This is a genomic window from Vreelandella sp. H-I2, from assembly GCF_052959335.1.
This window is the reverse complement of the sequence record NZ_JBRAMC010000004.1, coordinates 34003-58300: the sequence shown is the minus strand read 5'-3', so window position 1 is coordinate 58300 and position 24298 is coordinate 34003. Positions and strand designations below refer to the sequence as shown.

At 54.1% G+C, this 24298-nt stretch carries 19 protein-coding genes; 18 read left to right on the top strand and 1 reads right to left on the bottom strand.

The window, feature by feature from the left end; all coding sequences use genetic code 11:
* Positions 1–76: 76 nt before the first annotated feature.
* The gene (locus tag ACUVOF_RS11040) at positions 77–595 is read right to left on the bottom strand and encodes an Hcp family type VI secretion system effector (protein ID WP_447044402.1); all 519 of its coding nucleotides are present in this window, start codon (positions 593–595) and stop codon (positions 77–79) included.
* 640 nt (positions 596–1235) lie between these two features.
* Between ACUVOF_RS11040 and tssB the strand changes: the two genes are divergently transcribed.
* The 18 genes from tssB to ACUVOF_RS10950 all read left to right on the top strand — a co-directional run bounded on the left by tssB (position 1236) and on the right by ACUVOF_RS10950 (position 24290).
* On the top strand, positions 1236–1739 hold the full coding sequence (tssB, locus tag ACUVOF_RS11035) for a type VI secretion system contractile sheath small subunit (RefSeq protein WP_447044401.1): 504 nt from the start codon (positions 1236–1238) through the stop codon (positions 1737–1739).
* Between the two features lie 77 nt (positions 1740–1816).
* Positions 1817–3298 carry a type VI secretion system contractile sheath large subunit gene (tssC, locus tag ACUVOF_RS11030; protein ID WP_447044400.1) on the top strand — a complete coding sequence of 494 codons (1482 nt, stop codon included), beginning with the start codon at positions 1817–1819 and terminating at the stop codon, positions 3296–3298.
* Positions 3299–3310: 12 nt separating this feature from the next.
* The gene (gene tssE / locus ACUVOF_RS11025; protein ID WP_447044399.1) at positions 3311–3757 is read left to right on the top strand and encodes a type VI secretion system baseplate subunit TssE; all 447 of its coding nucleotides are present in this window, start codon (positions 3311–3313) and stop codon (positions 3755–3757) included.
* A gap of 18 nt (positions 3758–3775) precedes the next feature.
* Positions 3776–5539: a type VI secretion system baseplate subunit TssF gene (gene tssF / locus ACUVOF_RS11020; protein ID WP_447044398.1), complete on the top strand. Its 1764-nt coding sequence runs from the start codon at positions 3776–3778 to the stop codon at positions 5537–5539.
* Entirely contained in the window at positions 5503–6525 is a 1023-nt protein-coding gene (tssG, locus tag ACUVOF_RS11015) for a type VI secretion system baseplate subunit TssG (protein WP_447044397.1), read from the top strand. Before tssF ends, tssG begins: the two co-directional genes overlap by 37 nt.
* 3 nt (positions 6526–6528) lie before the next feature.
* The gene (gene tagH / locus ACUVOF_RS11010; protein WP_447044396.1) at positions 6529–7953 is read left to right on the top strand and encodes a type VI secretion system-associated FHA domain protein TagH; all 1425 of its coding nucleotides are present in this window, start codon (positions 6529–6531) and stop codon (positions 7951–7953) included.
* Positions 7950–8504: a type VI secretion system lipoprotein TssJ gene (gene tssJ, locus ACUVOF_RS11005; protein WP_447044395.1), complete on the top strand. Its 555-nt coding sequence runs from the start codon at positions 7950–7952 to the stop codon at positions 8502–8504. Before tagH ends, tssJ begins: the two co-directional genes overlap by 4 nt.
* Positions 8504–9838: a type VI secretion system baseplate subunit TssK gene (gene tssK, locus ACUVOF_RS11000; RefSeq protein WP_447044394.1), complete on the top strand. Its 1335-nt coding sequence runs from the start codon at positions 8504–8506 to the stop codon at positions 9836–9838. The genes tssJ and tssK overlap by 1 nt, the downstream gene beginning before the upstream one ends.
* A 3-nt stretch (positions 9839–9841) precedes the next feature.
* Positions 9842–10684, top strand: a complete 843-nt coding sequence (gene icmH, locus ACUVOF_RS10995; protein WP_447044393.1) for a type IVB secretion system protein IcmH/DotU — start codon at positions 9842–9844, stop codon at positions 10682–10684.
* An 8-nt stretch (positions 10685–10692) separates the two neighbouring features.
* Entirely contained in the window at positions 10693–13314 is a 2622-nt protein-coding gene (gene tssH, locus ACUVOF_RS10990; protein WP_447044392.1) for a type VI secretion system ATPase TssH, read from the top strand.
* A gap of 4 nt (positions 13315–13318) precedes the next feature.
* Entirely contained in the window at positions 13319–14917 is a 1599-nt protein-coding gene (locus ACUVOF_RS10985; RefSeq protein ID WP_447044391.1) for a sigma-54 interaction domain-containing protein, read from the top strand.
* A complete protein-coding gene (vasI, locus tag ACUVOF_RS10980) occupies positions 14914–15567 on the top strand; it encodes a type VI secretion system-associated protein VasI (protein WP_447044390.1) in 654 nt (217 codons plus the stop codon). Before ACUVOF_RS10985 ends, vasI begins: the two co-directional genes overlap by 4 nt.
* 10 nt (positions 15568–15577) lie before the next feature.
* A complete protein-coding gene (tssA, locus tag ACUVOF_RS10975; protein WP_447044389.1) occupies positions 15578–17080 on the top strand; it encodes a type VI secretion system protein TssA in 1503 nt (500 codons plus the stop codon).
* Between the two features lie 79 nt (positions 17081–17159).
* Complete coding sequence (gene tssM / locus ACUVOF_RS10970; protein ID WP_447044388.1) at positions 17160–20765, top strand: type VI secretion system membrane subunit TssM; 3606 nt, start codon at positions 17160–17162, stop codon at positions 20763–20765.
* Positions 20749–21336 (top strand): GNAT family N-acetyltransferase, encoded by a 588-nt coding sequence (locus ACUVOF_RS10965; protein WP_447044387.1) that lies wholly within the window; start codon positions 20749–20751, stop codon positions 21334–21336. The genes tssM and ACUVOF_RS10965 overlap by 17 nt, the downstream gene beginning before the upstream one ends.
* 36 nt (positions 21337–21372) lie before the next feature.
* A complete protein-coding gene (locus ACUVOF_RS10960) occupies positions 21373–21690 on the top strand; it encodes a type VI secretion system PAAR protein (protein ID WP_447044803.1) in 318 nt (105 codons plus the stop codon).
* A gap of 1 nt (position 21691) precedes the next feature.
* Complete coding sequence (locus ACUVOF_RS10955; RefSeq protein WP_447044386.1) at positions 21692–22201, top strand: hypothetical protein; 510 nt, start codon at positions 21692–21694, stop codon at positions 22199–22201.
* Positions 22202–22211: 10 nt separating this feature from the next.
* Positions 22212–24290 carry a type VI secretion system Vgr family protein gene (locus ACUVOF_RS10950; RefSeq protein ID WP_447044385.1) on the top strand — a complete coding sequence of 693 codons (2079 nt, stop codon included), beginning with the start codon at positions 22212–22214 and terminating at the stop codon, positions 24288–24290.
* Positions 24291–24298: the final 8 nt, after the last annotated feature.

Below are 24298 nucleotides of genomic sequence, written 5' to 3'. Positions count from 1 at the left end.
GCCCATTCCGGTTGGAAAGGGCTTCTCTTGTTTCTAGCCTATATTTTCAGGCATCGCCTAGATATTTAACGATAACTTAACCTTCAATCGGGGCGCGCCAATCATCCGAGCCGGAAGTTCCTGCCACCGTGTGTTCCCAATCAATCTTGCGGTAAGCCAGCGATACATCCATCAATTGTGTGAACTCAGATTTATTGATGTCTTGGGCGTGCGGCATGCGTAGGTTGATATCAACGATAGTGGCATCCGTCAATGTAGTGGTGAAAAAGTGTTCCTGCTTACCTTCGACAGAAGTGCGGTACCACTTCAGCTCAACATTGGGCAGCATCTCGCCAGAGGCAAGTGAGTTATACATCAATGGCACTGATTTATTCAGGGCAACAGTAAAGATAAAGGGTTTGTGAGCACGCTGACCTGAGGGCTGACCAGACTGTGGGTCAGTCGGTACGGTAACAACATGCTTAAACTCTTGAACCAGCATCTCATCTTCATGGCCTTCAACATAGATGTTGCCGACGGAATCAGGTGTAAAGGCGCCTGCTGTGATGTTGCCCTGCGTTTGGCCTTCAATGCTGATATAACATGGTGTTGGCATGGTCTGCTCCTTGAGTGGAATAGTTAGTGATGTCGTATGGACACCCTAATTAGAGCAAGTAATATGCCACATTTTTTTTTACCTTAACTTTCAATAATTTAATTTTTTTTAACTTTATATGTTAATTATTATTAGGCGAAAAATGGCCTGGCTTAAGCAACTACTCGCTTGTTGGGCAACCAATTGCTTACTTACTTTAAATATAATTTAGCGTCTTGATTGGTAAAGAAAGATGTTTCTTAAGTTTCGGCTGGTAACGAAGCTGCTCTTGTTGTCATTTTTTAAGCTGAAGTTGGTGCATTAAAATCTATCATTATTGGTGTCTGATCACTTTTTTCAAAATTCTTTGTGTGTTATTTCTGTCAATAATCTTAAGAGATTGCCGATAGAAACTGTAAGAAATATCTTACAAATTATAATTATCATATAATGTGCTGATTATTTTGGCCTATATTCCGTTAATTTCGCCTAAAAATGCAGAAAATAAAAAAAATCGATGATGGGGTTTATAAAGGAGAAAAATTCCGGTGCTTATTAGTAATAGAGGCCGCTTGGCTTAGTTTTTCATAATTCGTTACCTTCCCGGGATTGAGAACCATTCACGGTTACATTGATACATCTCTCTTCAGGGCTAACTATCATGGCTAAGCAAGGAACCGTTGCACCGAAAGAACGCATCAATATTAAGTATGTACCCGCTACCGGTGATCAGCAGGCTGATACTGAATTGCCTTTAAAGCTATTGGTGGTAGGGGATTTTAAAGGGGGGGAGGAAGAGACACCTATCGAGGAGCGTCAATCTGTTTCTGTTGATAAAAACAACTTTCAGTCGGTGATGCGCGAGGCGGGGTTAAGCCTACAAACTGCGGTGCCCAATCGCCTTGAGGAAAGCGATGAGCCAACAGATATTGCGGTCAAACTTTCCTTCAACTCACTCGAAGATTTCTCTCCTGATGCTGTTGCAAAACAGGTGCCTGAATTGCGCAAGCTAGTGGAATTGCGTGAGGCCCTGGTTGCTTTGAAGGGGCCGCTGGGCAATGTGCCTGCTTTCCGAGATCGGCTGCAAAAACTGCTAGAAAACGACGATGCCCGCCAGCAGTTATTGAATGAGCTGGCATTGCTGGATGTTGATAAAGGCAAATAACTCCTCTCTATTGGCAGCGTTTTTTTATTGCAGATCAGCGTTCTTTTATTGCAGAGCAGCGGACTCGAGGCACAGCTATGAGCAAGACAGTAAAGCAACAGAACACAGCGGCAGAGACGAAAACAGAAATCTCTTTGCTTGATCAGGTAATGGCGCAAACACTCATGGCACCCGCCGATGAGGGTTACGATGTTGCCAAGCAGGGGGTGGCGGCTTTTATTGCAGAACTGCTAAATGGGGATGATGCGGCTCCAAAGGTTAACAAATCACTCGTTGATAACATGATTGTCGAGCTGGATCGCAAAATCAGCCATCAAGTAGATGAAGTTCTGCACGAAACAAATTTCCAACAATTAGAGTCGGCTTGGCGAGGCTTGAAATTACTGGTTGATCGCACGGATTTCCGCGAAAACATTAAGCTTGATGTGTTGCATGCCACCAAGCAGGAACTGCTGGAAGATTTTGAGTTTGCGCCTGAGATTAGTCAGAGCGGTCTTTACCATCATGTTTATAACGCGGGTTACGGTCAGTTTGGCGGAGAACCGGTAGCAGGCATCATCGGTCATTACGACTTTTCTCCCTCCACCCCTGACATGAAGTTGTTGCAACATTCGGCAGCCGTGGGGGCGATGGCGCATGCGCCCTTTATGTCCTCTGTTGCGCCCGCCTTTTTTGGCATCGAGAGCTTTGAAGAGCTGCCAAACATTAAAGACTTCAAGGCTATTTTTGAAGGGCCAAAATACGCTCGTTGGCGTAGCCTCCGTGAGTCAGAAGATGCCCGCTACCTTGGCTTAACAGCGCCGCGTTTCTTATTGCGCACACCTTATGACCCGGTAGAAAACCCGATTAAAACGTTTAACTACCGCGAAAATGTCAGTGAAAAGCATGAGCACTATTTGTGGGGGAACACCGCTTACTTATTGGCGGAGCGCCTAACCGATAGCTTTGCCAAGTATCGCTGGTGTCCCAATATCATTGGCCCACAAAGTGGCGGCGCCGTTGAAAACTTACCCGTACATACCTACGAGGCATTTGGCCAGTTGCAAGCCAAAATTCCTACCGAAGTACTCATTACTGACCGCCGCGAATTTGAAATGGCCGAAGAGGGCTTCATTTCATTAACCATGCGCAAGGGTAGTGATAATGCTGCCTTCTTCTCAGCCAACTCTGTTCAAAAACCTCAGGTCTTTCCAAATACGGCTGAAGGTAAAGCCGCTGAGACTAACTTCAAGCTGGGTACTCAGCTTCCCTACATGTTCATCATTAACCGCTTGGCGCACTACGTAAAAGTGCTTCAGCGAGAGCAAATTGGCTCATGGAAAGAGCGTCAGGATCTGGAACGTGAACTCAATGCCTGGATTCGGCAATACGTTGCTGATCAAGAAAACCCACCAGCGGATGTTCGTAGTCGTCGGCCGCTGCGTGCCGCCTCTATTCAAGTGTCTGATGTTGAGGGTGATCCAGGCTGGTATCAGGTCTCTATGGCTGTTCGCCCGCACTTCAAGTACATGGGTGCGAACTTCGAGCTCTCGCTGGTTGGTCGTCTCGATAAAGAGTAAAGGGCGGCAATTATGACCACAGATGGCAGTGGGTTGTTGGGGAGTGAGTTCTTGGGCAGTCGCTTATTTGAACGGCTTGCTGAGCCTCGCCAGTCCGCGTTGCGAAAGGACGCAGACGGGGTGACAGAGGTCGTTGAGTCGATCAAACGTCACTTGGTTGAATTGCTCAATAGTCACCCTGGGAACAGTGCATGCGCGCCGGACTTAGGATTACTCGACTTTAATGATGCAACGATTGGTGTGCTGGACTTGGAGCGCAATATTCAACAGGCCATTTGTCAGTGCATCGAGCGTTATGAGCCCCGAGTCAAACGTGTGGACGTAGCGTCTTTACCAAATCATGGCGACCCGTTGCAATTGCGCTTTCAGGTACATGCCACTGTCGTTTTGGGAAGAGAAAACACGCAAGCGACGATCGATTTGTTGCTAAACAACAAGCGTTATCAGTGTCTCAACTGATAGGCCTGAGAGGCACGAATGCTGAATCGCTACTATCGAGACGAGCTTAATTTTTTAAAGCGCCAGGGCCGGGAGTTTGCTGATGCAAATCCCGGTTTAAGCCGCTTTCTATCTGAGCGCAGTACGGATCCTGACGTCGAGCGGCTATTAGAAGGGTTTGCCTTTCTCACTGGTCGTATGCGGGAAAAAGTTGAGGATGATTTTCCTGAGCTTACCCACTCTTTAATCAGCATGTTGTGGCCGAATTATCTTCGCCCAGTGCCTAGCATGACAGTGGTGCAGTTTACCCCCAGTTGGTACTCCTTGAGCCAGCAGCAGCGGGTTAAACGTGGAACAGAGCTTGCCAGTGAGCCGATAGAGGGCACGCCATGCCTGTTTAGAACTTGCCATGATGTCACGCTCTATCCATTGGCGCCGCTAGGTGTTGTTGCACGCCATACGCGAGAGTCTTCGATCGTTGAGCTAGCGATGGAAATTCGCAGTGATCAACCGATGAATACCATGGGTATAGATTCATTGCGTTTGCATTTAGGGGGCGATAGTTACACTGCGCGCACGCTGTATCTATGGATGAGCCATTACTTGGCAAAATTGGAGCTCGAGGTTGATGGTCAAACGCAGCGGTTACCTTCAAATGCGCTTAACGCAGTAGGGTTCGAGCGCGATCAGGCTCTCTTACCTTACCCGCAGAATGTTCATCAAGGGTATCGCATCCTGCAGGAGTATCTCTGCTTTCCTGAAGCTTTCCACTTTTTTGATGTGGCTGGACTCGGCCACTATCTGCCAGATGGAGCCGCTAGCAAGGCCACTTTGCGCTTTGTATTTTCTCGAACACTACCGACTGATATCCGTGTGCAGGACGAGCACTTGGCGCTTTATTGCACACCAGCGATTAATCTTTTCGAGCACGATGCTGAGCCTATTGATTTAAGTGGCGAGCGCAGCGAATACCGAATACGGCCTAGCAGTCGTGCTCCCTCCCACTACGAAATTTTTAGTGTTGATACTGTTCAGGGCCATTTAGAGGGGGGACGTAAAGAGAGGCAGGAGAAGCCGCGCAACTACGTACCTTTCGAGAGTTTTCAGCATCAAATTGAGCGAGATCGGGGAAGAGAAGCGCTCCACTTTCGTATAAGGGTGCGCGAGAGCCTGCGTAGTGATGGCTTTGATCACGATATCGCGTTTGTGCGCAGTGATGAACGCGATTGCCTGGGGCGCCGTGAAACGATCTCTCTGCAACTGACGTGCAGCAATCGTGAGTTGCCTGAGCGACTGACCATTGGCGACTTATGTGTAGCTACGGAAGAGAGTCCGGCTTACGCAACGTTCCGTAATATTACCCGGCCAACCCCGGTGTTACGACCTGCCCTCGATGATGGGCTGCTGTGGATACTAATTTCCAATTTATCGCTGAACTACCTTTCCCTGCTAGAGCGTGATGCGCTGTGTTCAGTACTGCGTGCCTATGATTTCCGTGCGCTAGTGGACAGGCAGGCAGAACGGATCGCACAAAAAAGGTTATCGGGCATTCTAGAAATAGATACGCAATCTGTTGACCGGTTGCGCAAAGGATTGCCCGTACGTGGGCTGCGCTCGGTGATGACGTTGGATCAAGAAGCCTTCGATGACGAGGGGAGTCTTTACCTGTTTGGCAGTGTGCTGGCGCGTTTCTTCTCGCTCTACGCAAGCATCAACTCTTTTCACGAACTGCATGTCATTAACCGCCATAACCAAGAGCGCTATCAATGGACCTTACAGGTGGGGCAGCAGCCCCTGATGTAGCGCTGGCACCTGTCATGCGGGGAGCACGACGCTACGAGTTTTATCAACTAGTAGAGCTTCTGCACCGTCATCACAACGATGATTTGGAGCAGCGGCATGGCGGCAGCGTGCCTACATTTCAGCGGGTGCGCTATACCGCATCGGCTTCGCTAGGGTTTCCAGGCAGCGATGTGCTGGCACTGAAAGAAAAGCAAGCGGGCCAGTATGAGATGGAAGTCAGTTTTTTTGGCCTGCAGGGCGCTCAGTCGCCGCTGCCCGGCTACTACTTGGAAACCTTGGCGCATAACGCAGCCCATCAAGAGGGGAGCGCCGGAGATTTCCTCGACTTCTTTAACCATCGACTGCTGACGCTCGTTCATCGTAGCTGGCGTAAATACCGCCACTATATTCGCTATCAAGATGATGCAAAGGATGGCTTTTCTGCGGCTATCTTCGCGCTGGTAGGGCTTGCTGACAGTGATTTGCGCGGTGAGACGTCGATCAACTGGAGCAAAATGCTTGCTTATGCAGGCTTGTTGGCTGGGCGCTCGCGCTCGCCAGATGTGGTTAGCGGCATTGTAGGCCACTGCTTCGACTTGGCTCGCGTAGAGATAGAAGAGTGGGTGCAGCGCTGGGTAGAAATTCCTCTTGATCAGCGCAGTTGCATGGGCGTCTCGGGAATGACACTGGGCGGCGACATGGTCGTCGGTGCGCGTGTCGCTGATGTGAACGGCAAGTTTGCGCTGTGTTTGCGGGGCTTAAGCCTAGCTCGATTCAGGGACTTTCTTCCCGATGGTGAAGAGCATAGCCCTCTCAAAACGCTGGTCAGCTTTGTTTTGCGTGAGCCCTTGGCTTATGACCTTGAACTCGAATTGCTGGAGAGTGAAGTAAAGCCCATGCGTTTAGGCGATGCCGGATCATGCCAACTTGGATGGACCACTTTTGTTGATCCCGAACACGATGACTGCACCACGCGTCGTTGTGTCCGTATACAGATGACGAGTTAACGCATGCAGCACAATCAAATTGACGCCATTACGTTAGTAGTTACTAACAGCGAGCAGCTTGAAGGCCGTTCAACCAGTAGCTTTGTCTTCCATCAGGAAGGAGGGACGCTAGGCAGCGGCCAGCACGACGATTGGTTACTGCAAGATCATAGCGGGCGAATTAGGCCCAGCCACGCCGAAATTATCAAAATTGACGGCAAGTTCTGCCTGGTAGACCTGAGCGGTCACACCTTCATTAACCGGACCACACTGCCGATTGGGCGTCATCGGAAAGTAGCTTTACGCGATGGCGACGAGCTTTTGATCGGCGAATATTGCTTGAAAGTCCATCTCGGAGACCGGCATGCCTGGCAGCCTGGCATCCACTCACTTGCCACGCTGATTGACGAAGAACACGACGAAGTCTCAACCCATGGCGTTGTTTGGTCAGTGCGGGGCGGTGAAACCTTTAATCACGATGCAGAAAAAGGTGACCCGATGGAGGCGTTAGGTGGAGCTTTGCCGGGTTCGACTGCACATGACCCGATGGTTGCACTAGATGAAGAGAATCAATCGTCACTACCCACCATGGAGCCGTTAGAGGCGATGACACTCTCACATCGCCAGCAAACGTATCAAAGGCATGAAACTCAAGCGTCGGCTTATCTACACAACCGTGGGCAATGGCAGCAACAAGAGCACCATGATGAAGCCTTAAGCCTACCTGACATTAAAACACCAAACGGCACAGCAACGCGGAGGAGCAGTGGTATGGATGAGCGGCAGATAAACGATTTGGAGCGCTCGGTTGGGGAGCAGTTGGAAGATCGCTGGCAGAAGCCGACAGCACAGACGCTTGGCCATGTTGGTGCAGACCCGCTGCTAAGGGGCTTAGGTCTCGATTTACCCTTTCGTGATAGCGAGGAGCAGCAGGCTTTCTTAGAAGAGGCGGGGCAAACCCTGCGTGCGACCATTGATGGCCTACGGGTGCTGCAGCAATCCCAGAATGACAGTAAGTACCCACTCCGTGATCGTCGTTTACAGCCAATCGAAGATAATCCACTGCGCCTGGGGCAATCCTACGATGAAACCGCTCAAACCCTATTTTCTGCCCAGCGTAGCCCGGTGCACTTATCAGCACCTGAAGCAGTAGCCGAGTGTTTACGTCACCAGGGGCAGCATCAAGCTGCTGTGGAAGAGGCGATTGGTCATGCACTCGGGTCAATACTTGATGCGTTCTCCCCTGAAGCGTTACTCAAGCGTTTCCATGCTTACCGTGGTGCCGGTAATCGCATTGAAGATGAAGGCGGCTGGGCATGGGAGATGTATCACTACTATTACCGTGAGCTCAATTCTGGCCGCCAGCAGGGTTTTCAAAAGCTGTTTTGGGAAGTTTTTGAGCAAGCCTACGACCAATCGGTGCGACGCCAGCAGCGGGAGGAAGCATGAGCATGCAGAGCATGAGCGTGCGAAATATGGCACGGCTTGCCTGGTTTCTTTGCATCGTCTTGCTTTTGGCAGGCTGTGCCTCGACCCGTGAAGCCACGGGCAAGGCATGGCAGGTAATACAGGATCCATCGATTCCTGTCGGCTATCCAGAAGATCAGCCTACGACAGTTGATCTAAGCATGATTGCCGAGCCAAACGTCAATCCCAATGTGGACGGGGAAGGTACTCCGCTGCGCTTCCAGGTACTGCAGTTAAAAGATGACTCCATGCTGATGGCGGCCGACTTAGGGCAACTGAGCCGTGATCTGGAAGAGGCGTTAGGTACCAACTACCTCACCCATGATGACTTTACCTTGCTACCAGGGCAGTGGAAGTTTTACGAACCGTTCGAAGTTGATGAAGAGACGCGTTACATCGGGCTGATTGCTTTCTACGCCACCCCCAACGATGCCGAGTGGAAGAAGGTCGTTAAGGTGAAGAGCCGCGGCGAGCATTACCACCTGCTGGTTCACCTCCGGAATAGCGAAGTAGAACTAAGGAGGGAAGAGTAATGTCCAGCCGTAATCGAGTGGTATGGAGTGAAGGCCTGTTTATTAAGCCACAGCATTTTCAGCAGCAGCAACGCAGTTTAGAAGGGCTAATTGATGCACGGCTAAAAGGGATTAGCCATTATTTATACGGCTTTCATACGCTGGAATTAAATAACGAGTTTCTCAGTTTTGGGCGCATTGCCATTAGCCGTGCCAGCGGGGTTATGCCGGATGGTGTCGCCTTTCAGCTACCGGCCGATGATGTCGAGCCAACGCCGTTAGAGATCAGCGATGCCAGCATTACCAACCAAGTGGTCTACTTAGGACTGCCGTTGGCAACCGATGGCGTGGGCGAAGTGCGCTGGCCGGGAGACGACCTACCTGCGCGTTATCGCCTCTCTTCACGCAGCGTTCGTGATCTTCACTCTCGCGATGGTGCGACAGCGGAGTTGGAAGTGGCCCGGGTTTCTCCGCGTTTGCTACTAGAGAGTGACGACCGTAGTGGCTACGCCTGTCTATCCGTAGCGCGGATTGTTGAGCGTCGCCCGGATGGCAGTTTAGTGCTTGATGAGCAATTCCTGCCTACTTTGCTCAATGTTCAGGCAGCACCAGGGTTACAGCGATTCGTGGGTGAGATGGCCGGTTTAATGCGCGAGCGGGCACGCAACATTGCTCAACGCCTCTCTACGCCGAATCAAGCAGGCGTTGCTGATGTCGCTGACTTTATGCTGCTACAACTGCTAAACCGTGCGCAACCGCGTTTCCAACACCTTGCTCGGCTGGGCCAGCTCCACCCGGAGCGGCTGTACGACACCATGCACGAAGTCGCCTGTGAACTGGTGACCTTTACCGACGAATCGCGGTTACCGCCAGAGTGTCCGGCCTACGAGCATGACCATCCTGAACGTGCTTTCCGACCGCTGATGAAGATGCTGCGTCAAGCGCTTTCCACTGTACTAGAGCCTCGGGCTGTTGCCATTCAGCTTCAGGCGCGCCGCTTTGGTCTGCTGGTGGCGCCCCTTACTGACGTTAGCCTCATCGAATCGGCGGAGTTCATTCTGGCGGTTCGCGCCGACATGCCCAACGAGCGGTTACGCAAGCTGTTTTTGCAACAAACCAAAGTGGCCAGCGTCGAGCGTATTCGCGACCTCATCAGCCTGCAACTACCCGGTGTTCCGCTTGAACCCTTGCCGGTCGCGCCCCGCGAACTGCCCTATCACGCGGGCTACACCTATTTCCAACTGGACCGCCAGAGTGAAGCGTGGGGCATGCTCAACGGGGCCAGCGGGTTCGCCTTCCATGTCGCCGGTGAATTTCCAGGGCTGGAAATGCAGTTCTGGGCCATCAGGAGTTAAGCCATGCAACATCTCGCAACGGGTGATCAACGCTTTGTAAGGCCACGTGGTGCACACGACAAAGTTCGCCATGAGGATCTGATAAATGAGCGTGGTTTGGAACATCTGATCCATAGCCATGCTGAACAACTAGATGCTGACGAGGACTACTGGTTTCGCCTGCGTGGGCACAATCTTAATCCCCTGGTGGACGCCGCTAGCAGCCTGCTTGGCATGGTGGTGCGAGTGCGACAGCTAGATAGTGCAGGCGATATCGAGCGTCTCTATCGCCAGGTAGTGGATGAAATTGCCGCCATTGAGATTGAGCTGACGGAACAGGGCTATGACCGCGCCACATTGCTCGCCTATCGCTACGTGCTCTGCTCCTTCATTGACGAAGCGGTTATGGGAATGCCCTGGGGGCGGCAGAGTAAGTGGGCTGAGCACTCGCTGTTGACGCGTTTTCATAATGAAACCTGGGGCGGCGAAAAAGTGTTTTCAATCCTCTCGCGGCTACAGCAAGAGCCCCAGCGCTACCGAGATATGTTGGCGTTTATTTATCTCTGCCTATGCCTTGGCTTTGAAGGCCGCTATCGAGTCGCATCCCACGGGCGCGATGAATATGAACAAATAGTTCGTGCTCTGGGCGATCAACTGGCCACGCTTGACCAGCCGCCTGAGGAAGCGCTGACACAGCCGTTGCGTAATGTTGTGAGAGTTCGCCAACGGCTACGTAGTGGCTTTCCTGTATGTGGCATTTTCAGCCTGTTTGGGTTAGCCATGGTGGCGGTGTATTTGGGCCTGTCTTGGTCGCTTGACCAACAAGCCGAGCAGATAACCTCGCTTCTTAACCAAATTTACCGTTAGGAGACTCCATGCTCAGGGTAGAGCTACCAGCGCTTATTGGCCGGCTAAATACGATCACACGCCAAGGACTTGAGCAGGCCGCCGTGCTAAGCGCGCAGCAGCAGGCGCCTGAAGTCGCCGTCGCGCATTTGTTGCAAGCCTTGCTTGATCAACCGCTGTGCGATGTACGTTGTTTATGTAAAACATTCGCCATTGATGTGGCTGAGTTGCGTGCGCAACTGGCTGAAGAAACGCGTCCACCTAGGGACCTTGACGTAGCCACTCCCAGCTTTTCACCCTTGCTGGTGGAGCTGCTTCAGGATGCCTGGCTGTTGGCCACCACGGAGTACCAGCATAGCGAGCTGCGCGGTGGGGCGGTGCTAACTACCTTGCTTCATAATACCGACCGCTATTTAGGAGCAGGCTCTGCTCGACTGTTGGCGGACATCAATCGGGAAAATCTACGCCGCCACTTGGAGCGTCTTACGGCCGATTCAGCCGAAGCGCCTCGGGATGATGCCGATGCGGATCAACGCCAGGCTGCCCGTCCCGCTGGCGATGACAGCGCGCTGGCGCGCTTTGCCACATCGCTGACCGAACAAGCGCGTAATGGCGAGCTTGACCCCGTACTAGGGCGTGATCCGGAAATCGACCAAATGCTCGATATCCTGGGACGTCGGCGCAAAAACAACCCCATCGTGGTTGGCGATGCAGGGGTGGGAAAAAGTGCCGTGGTAGAAGGGTTGGCAGCCCGTATTGTGGCAGGGCAAGTGCCCGTTGCGCTGGCAGACGTTGAGCTGCTGACCCTTGATTTGGGTGCGCTGCAAGCCGGTGCCGCGGTGAAAGGCGAGTTTGAAAAGCGCCTTAAAGCGGTGATTGACGAAGTCAAAAATGCCCCGCGGCCTACGCTGCTGTTTATTGATGAAGCACACACGCTGATTGGCGCTGGTAATCAGGAAGGCGGCGGTGATGCGGCCAACCTGCTCAAGCCTGCTCTGGCGCGGGGCGAGCTGCGTACCATCGCCGCCACTACCTGGCGTGAGTACAAAAAGTATTTTGAAAAAGACCCGGCGCTCTCGCGTCGCTTCCAGCCCATTGCGCTTTCCGAGCCAAGCGTTGCGCAAGCGCTGGTCATTCTGCGCGGTTTACGTGATGTGTATGAGCGCGCCCACGGCGTGCTGATCGGTGAGAGCGGCCTGCGAGCTGCCGCGGCGCTCTCTGCCCGTTACTTGGCCGGTCGGCAATTGCCCGATAAAGCCATTGACGTGCTGGATACGGCCTGTACCCGATTGGCGCAGGCACTGGATACTCCGCCGCGTAAGTTAAGCCACTTGCAGAGCGAGCATACCGCCGCGCTGCGCGAGCGTGATCAGGTCGAGCGTGAACGTCTGCTGGGACGCGAACCCGATAGCGAACGCCAACAGGACTTAACCGAACGCTTAGCCAAGCTGGAAAATGAGTTGGCAAGCCTGGAAGCCGCCTGGCAAGCGCAGCGTGAGTGCGTCGATGCCATTGTGGCGATGCATCGCCAGTTGCTAGACGCGCAAGAGGGCGATGAAGCCGAGCCAATACCAGAAGGCATACATCAAGAGCTTGCCGAGCGTGAGCAACAGTTAGCCCAGCTCCAAGAATCTTTCGCGTTGGTGAACCCCAGCGTAGAAGAGGCGCAGATTGCCCAGGTGATTGGTGATTGGACGGGGGTGCCGGTCGAGCGCATGACCAGCGACGAGCTCACAAGGCTCACCGAACTGCCGACGCATCTGGAGTCGTTAATCCAAGGGCAGAGCAGTGCTATTGAGCGTATTCACCGCCATTTATTGACCGCGCGGGCTGATCTTCGCCGCCCAGGGCGTCCCCTGGGCGCGTTCCTGCTGGTAGGTCCCAGCGGCGTGGGCAAAACCGAAACCGTGGTACAGATTGCCGACCAGTTGTATGGCGGCCGTCAATTTCTTACCACCATCAATATGTCGGAATACCAAGAGAAGCATACGGTTTCGCGCTTGATTGGCTCGCCGCCGGGGTATGTCGGGTTTGGCGAGGGCGGGCTACTGACCGAAGCGATTCGTCAACGCCCTTATTCGGTGGTGCTGCTGGACGAAGTCGAAAAAGCCCATCCCGATGTGCTTAACCTCTTCTACCAGGCGTTTGATAAAGGTGAATTGGCCGACGGGGAAGGGCGCGTTATTGATTGTAAAAACGTGCTGTTCTTCCTGACCTCTAACCTTGGCTACGAGGCCATCGTTAGCTACGGCAATGACCCAGTGGCGCTGGATACCGCGCTCTACCCGGTGCTGGCAGAATTTTTCAAACCAGCGCTGTTGGCACGGATGGAAGTGGTGCCCTATTTACCGCTGGACGGCGATACCCTGCGCGACATCGTCAAGACCAAGCTGGATACCTTGGCAACCCGCATTCGCGAGCGCCATCGCCATGCCGAGGTGGTACTGGATGACAGTCTGGCCGAGGCGATTTGTAAACGTGCAACGCGGAGCGAAAACGGCGCGCGGATGCTTGAGTCGGTGATCGATGGCGAACTGCTGCCACCGCTTTCACGTGCGTTGCTGGAGCGCATGGCGCGTCGTGAACCGGTGACTCGGGTAGCGCTAGGTATCGATGCCGAGCAGGGCACCTTTACTGCGGAGGTAGCGTGACACCATGACGCTTCAAGCCCTCGACACTTTCGCTAACAACGGTTCGCGCTCAACTTCACCGCTAGCCGCTATGCGCATCGCATTAACACTGGTGGAAAGTGCTAGCACAGAGGCGCTACGCCAACGTGCAGCCCAGGTATTAGGAAATGGATTAGGGCTTGATTGTGCTGAATGTCTCTATGTAGAGGGGAGTGGGCGTTGGCTTGGGCGGGATGATGATGCAGCACAGTTTGATTGCAGTGACTTCAGCCACCCCTATGCCCACGTTATCCGAAGTGGCAAAGCCATCACGTTAAGCGTTGGCGATGCCCGTACGCGCTTGGATCATGCAGAGTTTCAATCCCAGGTCGCCCACTTTGCGGGCGCCAAGCGTCTCCAGGTGAGACCGCTGCGCGCCCAGGATGGCGAGCAAGAGTGGCTGGGCGTGCTGTTGATGGTGGGAGAAGAAGATACCTTCACCACCCTTGATGAAGATCCTGGTATGGCGGCGTTTGAGGCGTTGCTATGCAGGCTGTGGGCGCGACTCTCTCGGGAGCAGGGTGAACGCCATCGTTCACGGGCGCTGCGTGATTCGTTAGTCAAGCTGAATGACGGTGCGCGCCGCCAAGCGTTGGCTGATCAATTATCAGCAGAGCTACTGGGTCAATCCAGTGCCATGCAGGCCCTGCGGCGTCAAGTGGTCCGCGCGGCAGAAACAAACTTGGCTGTTTTGCTGCAGGGTGAAACAGGCACCGGTAAAGACCGGGTAGCACGTGTTATTCATCAGTTTTCCGCTCGTGCGAAAAGTCCGTTTATGGCGATTAACTGTGCCGCTATTCCCGAAGCGCTGTTGGAGTCCGAGCTTTTCGGCCATGCCAAGGGGGCATTTTCTGGCGCCGACCAGGCCCAGGAAGGGCTAATCAGCCAAGCCGATGGCGGTACGCTGTTTCTTGATGAAGTGGGCGATATGCCCCTCGCGCTGCAAGCCAAACTATTGCGGGTGCTGGAAAGTGGCCGCTATCGCCCTCTAGGGGCAAGCGAAGAGCGCTGTGCTGACTTGCGTCTAGTAGCGGCCACTCATCAACCGCTGCGGGAACATATTCGTACCCAGCAATTTCGTGCCGACCTCTACTATCGGCTGGGCCAATTCCCCCTCAACCTACCTCCGCTTGCCGAACGGCGCGATGATATTGCTCAGTTGGCGCAATCATTTATTACCGATTTCTGCTTGCGAGAGGAGCGTGAAGAGGTGGGGATTACGCCGGCGGCGTTGCGCTTACTCAAACAGCGAGACTATCCCGGTAACGTCCGTGAATTGAAAAACCTGATTGACTACGCCTGTGCCATGACGCCGCAGGGCGCGGATATAGATGCCTATGTGCTTCCAGGGGAGCAGGAGGTTGAGTCACCCCGTGCATCAACACCGCAGGGAAATAGCATGGCATTCACTTTGCCGAACGATATCGACGATTTACGTCAAGCACTTCGCGACGTTGAAACCGCCATTATTCGCCAGCGGTTAAGGCATTTTGGCGGCAATCGCGCCCAAGCTGCTGCAAGTCTTGGCTTACCTAAGCGAACACTGGCACATAAATGCCAACTGCTAGAACTGGATACCAAATGAGAGTGTCGTTACTAATCCGCCAGTGGTCATGCTGGGGGCTACTTGTCATCGCTGTTTTGGGGAGTACGCATGCATTGGCGGGTGAGCACCAGACAATGCTCGAAAACGCCTTGGCATGCACTGATGAGACCTCGCGGCTAGAGCGTTTGAGCTGCTATGACGATGTATTCAAAAACACCTCCTCACCGACCGAGGAGAGAGATCTACCCGATTTATGGCACGCGATAGAGCGTCAAGAGAGGGGGCGTAATAGCGATGCACTTGGCTTGGTGATGGGGCACGTCGGCGAAGATGTGTTGATGAGCGTTCCTGCACTGGGTACCACACCGCCACGGCCCATTATGGTCATGGCCTGTGAAAAACAAATTACGCGATTTCAGCTTCACTTGCCGGAGCCTATCGATAACGCCCGTGTTGATCTACAGCTAAGCACCAATAGTGCCAGTGTAAGACAGCAGTGGCGAGTGCGTGATGCTGGACATGTCATCAATGGGGGCCGTGGGTTGCCCGCCATCGAAACACTACGCCAACTGCTGAGCGCTAACGAAGTCACGATTAGTAGCGAAGTATCGCGTCTAGATGGGCTGCGTTTTGATATTACCGGTCTCCGCCAACTCATTCAGCCGCTACGCGAAGCGTGCCGTTGGTAAGGGAGTATTAATGATGCGCATCACTGCTGAAATTCATCTTGACCCTTTATTAGCGCCGTTGGCAGGTAATGATCAAGGGCACCCTGTTGGCATTCCGCTTGAAGAGACGGGCGATTACCTGACTCTCGATGCTGAAATGATGAAAGTCGGTTCGCTGCAACATGCCAATGTCGCGTGGGAGACGGCTGAAACGCTCGCTATTCGTATGCTCAGTGAGCGTGGTAAGGACTTAAAAGTATTAGGCCATTTACTTCACTGCCTGCAGCACGATGGTAACGGTGTGCGTTTCGCCCTCTCGCTGCGCTTACTAACCTGCGCACTGGAGCAGCCCTGGTGGGAGCACGCCTATCCGTTTAATGGCCCACGAGGTGCCAAGTTACGTCCCCGGCTGTTTCAGCAATTTACCCAACGTAGCGTCAAGCTTGCCAACGGGCTCGATTTTCATAATGCAGAAGATGAGTTCGAGGCGTGCCAAAGCGCACTCACGGAGTTACAGACACGAGTAAAGCAGCGTTCGTTGCCAGGAGACGCGCTTAACGAACTAAGCCGCCAACTCATAGCTCAGCGGCCGAGCCAGTCATCCGCTTCATCCAATAGCCATCACCCTACTCAGCAGGGAGCGCGTAATGAGATAGAACAAAGCCCCAACGCTGAACAAGCTCCCTCGGCTCATGGTTCAGCCCAGGCACCGGCTAAAGCGCCAGAGTTGCGCTTAGAAGCGGGCAACGAGCGCTCTAACCGTCAGGCGCTACTCAAAATGGCTGATTTTTTGAGCGAACAGTCGCCTGGTGAGCCGCTTGCTTATCGCCTCCGTCGCTACGCAGTCTGGAGTGCCATCCAAGCGCTGCCAGCGGCTAAAGCGGAGGGGAAAACCATGGGTAAAACCTTGGGAAAAACAGAGTTAGCGCCAGTCTCGGCAGACCGTATTGCCGATTATCGTGAAGCGCTTGCTCGCGGTGGCGACAGTGAGCTTTGGCAGCGGATCGAAAATAGCCTGGCGGTTAGCCCCTACTGGCTGGAAGGCCACCGGCTCAGTGCTGGTCTTGCCAAACAGCTTGGCCATCCCCGTTGCGCTGAGGCTATTCGTGATGAAGCGCAACGCTTTGTAGAGCGGCTCCCCGGCATCGAAACCCTGACGTTCAATAACGGAACGAGTTTTATAGACGATGAGACGCAGCGCTGGCTGTACAGCAACACAGCTGGGGGCGGTGGGGCTGGTGGACATGAAGCTTGGCAGGTGGGGTTTGAAGAGGCTCGAGACGCAGCAGGAAGTGGTGATATTGGTGCTGCATTATCAGTACTGGATCAAGGGCTTAGCTCAGCCCGTTCACCGCGTGAAAAAGCCTATTGGCGCCTGGCAAGTGCTGATCTGTTAAACGAAAACGGGCTAGAGAGTTTAGCGCAGCAGCACTATCACACCTTGCATCAATACGTCATCGATCTGGCGTTAGAGCAGTGGGAGCCTGCGCTGGTGGCGCGCCTGAAAGCAGCGGTTAAAGAGACGTACTCATAATGTTCATCATTAAAGGGACGAGGGACAAAGACTAATGTGGTCAACATTAAAATCAAAACTAAGCCGCTGGGTGCCAGGTATGTCGCAGGCACAATCAGCGCAAAATCGGGCTAATGCTCACGGCAATAAAGCCAAAGGGCTATTGCGGCTCTCAACGCTGCTCTGGGCAGTCCTGATAATCGTGTTGCTGATCGCGATCTGGTGGCTTGGGCCTCGGTGGGAAGTGGGTGGTGTTATGCCCCTCGCACCGTTTACGAATCGCTTGTTGGCCACATTGGTGGTGGTCACTCTGATCGCCGTGGTATGGGGTGTTCGCTTGGCACGCCGTTTACGCAGGCTTGATGAAGAGCGGCAGCAAGAAGATGCGCGCCAGCAAGACCCGATTATGTCTCAAGTCGAGCGACAGGAAGCGTCTCTTAATAGTGTGTTAAGCGAAATTACCGAGAGCCTCGGAGGGGGAAATAGTAGCCGCTACCGTCTGCCATGGTACTTGGTGATGGGAGTGGAGAACGCAGGTAAGACCAGCTTGATTAACCGTTCTGGGCAAAATTTTGCATTGACCCATGTCATGAAGGCATCCGGCCAAAGCAGCAAGCAAGGGCAGCTCGGTTTTGATTGGTGGATCGGTGATAAAGCCGTATTGATCGACCCCGATGGTGAACTACTGACGCAAGGCGCCATGGAAGGAGGCGAACCGCAGGCGCTACAGAGCCGGCTATGGGATCATTTTGTCGGTTGGCTTGAGCGGAACCGGCCCCAGCGTCCTCTGGATGGTGTGGTCTTGGTGCTGGATCTAGCCCGGCTGAGCCATGCTCAAGTGGCGGTGCGTAAAGCGTATGCGGCACTGCTACGCAGCCGCCTGAGAGAGTTGATGGAGCGTCATGGCACCCGTCTGCCGGTTTATGTGACGTTTAGCAAAATGGACTTGCTGCACGGCTTTGATGATTTCTTTCGGCACTACTCCCGTGATGCTCGCCGTGCGCCGCTGGGGTTTACCTTTACTCCGGCATCAATGGACACCGCTGGCAAGTGGGAAACTGAGTTTGAAGCTGACTACGACGCTATGCTGGCGCGTTTAAACCAACTGATGCCGACCATGCTCTCAGAGTGTCGTGACCGCGAAGAGCGTGAATCAGTATTCCGTTTTGTACGTCAGTTGGCTGGCCTGCGCGATGTGCTGTTTGGCTTCTTGACCGAGGCATTATCCAGTGACCGTTTCTCCACAGCAGCGATGGTACGTGGCACTTATTTTACGTCCGTCTACCAGCAGGGCGTTCCCGAAGATCCTTTTGTGGATGCCGCTGCGCGCCGTTACGGCATGGATGACAGCGTTCAGCCAGCTCACCGTGCTACACGCAGTGCGCTCTACTTCACCGAAGAGCTGTTCGATAACGTCATTTACCCAGAAGCGGGTTTGGCCGGGGATAACGCCAGGGTCACTCAACAGCGACGTCGCGCACGAACGCTTAGCCTTGCCGCATGCTTGATTATGGGCATAGGTCTAGTGGGTGGCTGGACACATTTCTATCAAAAAAACAGTGTTTCTCTTGCTGCTGTGGAGGAGCGTGCCGAAACGTTTTTAGCTACTCAGCCTGAGGCATTTCAAAGCGATGACCCCAGTGGTTATGAATTTTTAGAGCCCTTAAATCGGCTACGGTATGCGCTGGAAACTTTTTCTGAGTACCGCACGCACACGCCTTACCTGGCGGATATGGGACTGTACCAAGGGCACATCATAGGGGCACAAATTGAGCGTGCCTATCTCGCCATGCTCGAGCAACAATTCCTACCTGCCTTGATGATCGGCATCATGGACGACATGAACCGTGCAGAGCCAGACAGTAACGAAAAGTTGGCACTGCTGCGTGTGCTGCGCATGATGTCTGATGCTAGCGGCCGACAACCGGAGCGGGTAGAGCGCTTCATGGCACAGCGCTGGCAAGGCTATTTTCCCCAGCAAGGCGAGGTCCAAAAGCACCTCTTAACCCATCTGGATTACGCGTTGGAGCATAGCGATCTGGAGGGCCATATCGCTGAAGGCCAACAGCTTCCCGCTCAGGCGATGGCCCCTCTTCGTGGCAGCCTAACGGCAGCCCAAGAAGAGCTTTCACGCCAACCGATTGATGAGCGTGTTTACGCCGCGCTTAAAGTAGCCGGTAGCCGCCAAGGGGAACCACTTGATTTGCGCCGTAGCGTGGGAACGCTATTCGATACCGTGTTTATGGCGCGTAACGACAATCCCAACCATGTTCGCTTACCGCACCTGGTCACCCGGGACGGCTTCGAGAACTACTTTTTACAAGAGCTTGAGCGAGCCACAGAGCTGGCGTTGATTGATGTTTGGGTACTGGGACAACGCAACAATATTGACTTTAGTGATGCCGATAAGCAGCAACTGCAAACGGCGCTACGCGAACATTACGTTAGTGATTACCATGTTAGTTGGCGCGATGCCCTGCGTGATACTCAGTTGGTTCCTCTGCCGGATATCCACCAAGCCATCGTGGTGGCGGATGCGTTGGTTGGCGCGCAGCGGCCACTTGATCGGCTATTGGCAGCTGTAGAACGCAATACCAGCCTTTATCCTGAACTGCCAGGCGATGATGAGCAGGCTCGTAAAGCGCTGCAACAATCCCAGCGCTACCAGCTTGCGTTAGCCATTGAACAGCCGTTTACACCTATCAATCAGCTAAGCCAGGAGCGTAACGACAACCCTTCATCGCTTGAAGAGATAAAAGCCGCGGTAACGGCGTTGCGTGACTACTTGCTTGAAATTGAAGAGTCGAGCGATGCCGGCCGTGCTGCCTTCATCAATGTGCGGGATCGGCTCGCGCTGCGTGGTAATGACCCGATTTTCAACCTTCAGCGAATTGCAGATAACACGCCTCAGCCGGTAGGCAATATGCTGCATGACTTGGCCGATCAGAGCTGGCACTTGATGATGGCCAGCGCGACGCGTCACTTGGAACATCTCTGGCTTGATGATGTCGTCGCGCCTTATCAAGAGCGCCTGGCCGGCCGCTATCCTCTCGCCCCAGGTGCCAGCCGAGAGGTGGCGCTGAACGATTTTGAAGATTTCTTTGCTCCTAACGGAACATTGGACGCTTTTTATGAAGAGAGCCTAAAACCCTTTATTGAAGGCGCCCCAGAGTACTTGGTGGATGCCGAGGGGAATTCACTGCTCCGCGATAGCCTGCTTACGGCCGTTCAACAGGCCGAACAGATTCGTCGCGCCTATTTTAGCCGTGATGGTGCCTTGGATGTTGAGTTTGCTCTGGAGCCCATCAGCCTAAGCCCCGATAAGCGGCGCAGTGTGATCAGTGTTGATGGTCAACTGATTGAATATGCCCACAGCGCCAGCCAACGCGTTTCGATGATTTGGCCCAATACCCTGCGCGGCGGCACAGAAAGTCTCATCACCATGGTGCCCAGCGAAGTGAACCGTTCTCCCCGCAGTGTGAGTCAAGACGGCGCCTGGGCGTGGTTCCGGTTATTGGAACAAGCCGATATCACCAGCATTAGCGAGCGAGAGCTGGAACTGCGCTTCAACGTGGATGGCGGCACGATGCGCTATCGCCTGTTCGCCAATGGCGCACCCAATCCCTTTACGCGGCCACTGGCATCGGGGTTTCAACTGCCTTCCGCCCTCTACGCTGATCGAGGTAGCGATGCTGACCAGACTTAAGCAGCTGTTTACGCCAGGAGCGCCCCAACCTTCAATACGCCAAAAGCGGCGTATGGCAAAACGCGCTCGCCCGTTAGAAGAAGCGCGCGGTGAGGATATCGATAGTTTTATTAAAGCGGTCTACCAGGCGGATGCCAAGGGGCACTCCCCGTGGGTACTGCGCGATAAAAGCGTATTGGACACTCTGCGTAGGGCGTTGGAGTTTACGGTTCATCATGGCTTATGGCTGCAGCTGGAAGAGAGCCAAGTGGCTCACTGGCAAGGGCGGCTGCTGGCGCTTCGCCACGGGGAAGGGCCGCCACTGGGGATGGTGCTTGCCTGCCGACCGGATGATGAAGCCGCTTGGCAACTGCGCTATTTCTACATCGACCAGGAGTGGAAAGGCAGCGGCCACGGCACTCGCCTTTTGATGGCGGTGCGCCGAAGTTTAAGCGGTGTGCCGCTGCAAACACGCCTCCCTCTGGCCTGCCACTCGGCGATTGATAGCCTAGAAGCGGCAGGCTTTACCCGCCAATACGTAGACGCCTTCGATGTTGCCAGCTATGAGGCGCCCGCCATGTGGGATGAGTAATCCGACAGCGCAACGGCACAGTGGCAGGCAGGTCGAATAAGCAGAACCGGAACAGGAGCAGTGATAATGGGCCAGAAATTTGTACTCGTAGGTGATATGGGAACCGACCACGATGGCTTTCCCCCGACGCCCGTCCTAGCCGGTAGTGGTACGGTCATAATGGATGGAAAACCGGTGGCACGGGTGGGCGATCCGTTAGAGCCCCACGACAAAACCAAGCATCCCAAGCACCCACGGTCGATTGCACAAGGTTCCAGCACGATTCTTATTGACGGCAAACCTGCTGCATTGACCGGCCACGCCATCGATTGCGGCGGCGTTGTGATTGGCTCGGGTTCAGGGGAGGGAAGTTGATATGGGGAGTAGAAGAGGTAGTTCAGTCGCGCCTGGATTTGCAGCTGCGGCTGTGTTCTCTTCGCTTTCATCGTATGCCGGTGGTGAAGAGGAAATGCCAGTACACGAGTTGTATGGGGTCTATTGCGTTGTTGATGTCGAGAAATACCGAGGCAGTTTAACAACTCATGAGCGGGCGCTTAGCCATCGTCATGAAACCATTGTGCTCAGTGAAGGTGACTTTCTATTTTGGGATGGCACTCACTACCTAAATCCTATCTATGAGATTGAAGAACATCCTAACGCAGCTCAAGAAGGGCACATACCCGATGCGAGTCAGCGGATGGGGACTTTCTACGGTTTTGGGTTGGAAAGAGACATTGTCACAACATTGAGTGTGCATGAGCTTTCAGATCAACAGCCATCTTATATTTTTGAAGTAATGGGCAGGCAACTTTGGCTTTTTCTTGACGGCTGGCTTTACACGCTAGAACAGATGACCTCTCACACCTGCGATCGCACGGTAATTTAAGGAAGGTAATATGTCAGGCCTACAATTTACCCTAACGCTACCCGGCGTAGACGAGATCGCGGTGATCGATTTCACCCACCGTGAAGCACTCTCTCAGCCGTTTGAGCTGGCGCTCAACCTGGCCAGCAAAGATGGCAACCTTAATGCTGCCGAGCTGCTGGATCGCGAAGCCACTCTCACCATCTGGCAGGACGGCGAACCGCTGCGCCGGGTGCACGGGATTGTCAGCGAGTTTGGTCGCGGTGACCGAGGCCACCGCCGCACGTTTTACTCCCTGGTATTGCGATCTGCCCTGTGGCGGCTTTCGCTGCGCCAGAACTCGCGGATCTTTCAGAAAGTCGACCCGCTCACCATCATTAATACCCTGTGTGATGAGCGGGGCATTACCGATGTGAGTTTTGCCGTCTCCCGCGAACCGGAGCAGCGTGAGTACTGTGTACAGTACCGCGAGACCGACCTCGCCTTTATTGAGCGTTTAGCTGCCGAAGAAGGCTTGTTCTACTTTCATGAATTTGAAAAGAGTGACAGCGGCACCCACCGCTTAATCTTTGCCGATGATCCAAAAGTACTGACCAACGTGGGCGAGCGCATCTACCACAGCCGCGCAGGAAGTACCGCCCCCACTCGCCATGTGCGCAAACTCAGCCACACGGCACGCGTGGCCGCCGCGACGGCGACGTTAAAAGATTACAGCTTTAAAAATCCGGCGTATGCGCAGTTGCATGAGCATCTGGGCCGCGATGTTGAGCAACACGGACAAAACGCCGATTACGAACACTTCGACTACCCTGGCCGCTACAAGCAGGATGCCTCCGGTAAGCCTTTTACCCGCATTCGCCTGGAACAGCTGCGCCGCGAGGTTATTACCGCCCAAGCAGAAAGCGATCTGCCCGAACTTGCCCCAGGACTGCGCTTCACCCTGACTGATCACGATACCGAAAGTCTCAACCGCGATTGGCAGGCCATTGAAGTAAGCCACTTCGGCGAGCAACCCCAGGCGCTGGAAGAAGACGGCATCACCCAATCAGACGGTGCCGGGATGACCCGCTACCACAACCAGGTCACGCTGATCCCCGGTGATGCGCCCTGGCGGGCGACGCCCAACCCCAAACCCCGCGTCGATGGCCCCCAGGTGGCCTTTGTGGTCGGCCCGGAGGGCGAAGAGATTCACTGCGACGAACACGGCCGGGTCAAAGTGCAGTTCCCCTGGGATCGCTACGCTGAACCCAACGACACGGCAAGTTGCTGGGTACGCGTCGCTCAAGGCTGGGCGGGCGGCGGCTATGGCAGCATCGCCATTCCGCGCATCGGTCACGAAGTGATTGTCTCCTTCCTGGAAGGCGACCCCGACCAGCCGCTGGTCACCGGGCGCACCTACCACGCCGTCAATACCGCGCCCTACCCGCTGCCGGAACACAAGACCCGCACGGTACTGCGCACCCAGAGCCACAAGGCCGAGGGCTTCAACGAACTGCGTTTTGAAGACCAGGCCGGCGAAGAGCAGATCTGGCTCCACGCCCAGAAAGACCTGGAGCTACTGACGCTTAACGATCGCACTGAAGAGATTCGCCACGACAGCCACCTCAAGGTGCACAACGACCGCATCAGCGAGATCGACAACGACGACCATCACACGGTGCATAACAATCGTCACACCCAGATCGATGGCGACGACCACCTGATGATCGACGGCACCCGCCACGAAAAGGTCGGCCAAGCGCACCTGATGGAAGCCGGTCAGGAAGTGCACCACAAGGCAGGCATGAAGGTGGTGATCGAAGCAGGCGCGGAAATCACCCTAAAAGCAGGCGGCAGCTTTCTGAAAATCGACCCCAGCGGCGTCACCATTGTAGGTCCGCAGGTCAAGATCAACTCCGGCGGCAGCCCCGGCAGTGGTAGTGGGCAGGCCGCGCAGGGGCCTCTTCTCTCGCTTAACGCTGAAAGTGAGAACCATGAGGTTGTACTTCCCGTTTTTCCTAACTCATCAGAGCAGCTAAAACAAGTTGCGAAAGAGGGGCTACTCCTCAGTGCTCAATGCTATCAGCAGGCAGATGGCAGCTGTCCATTAGCTTCATGCCCGTGTAAATGAAGGTTATG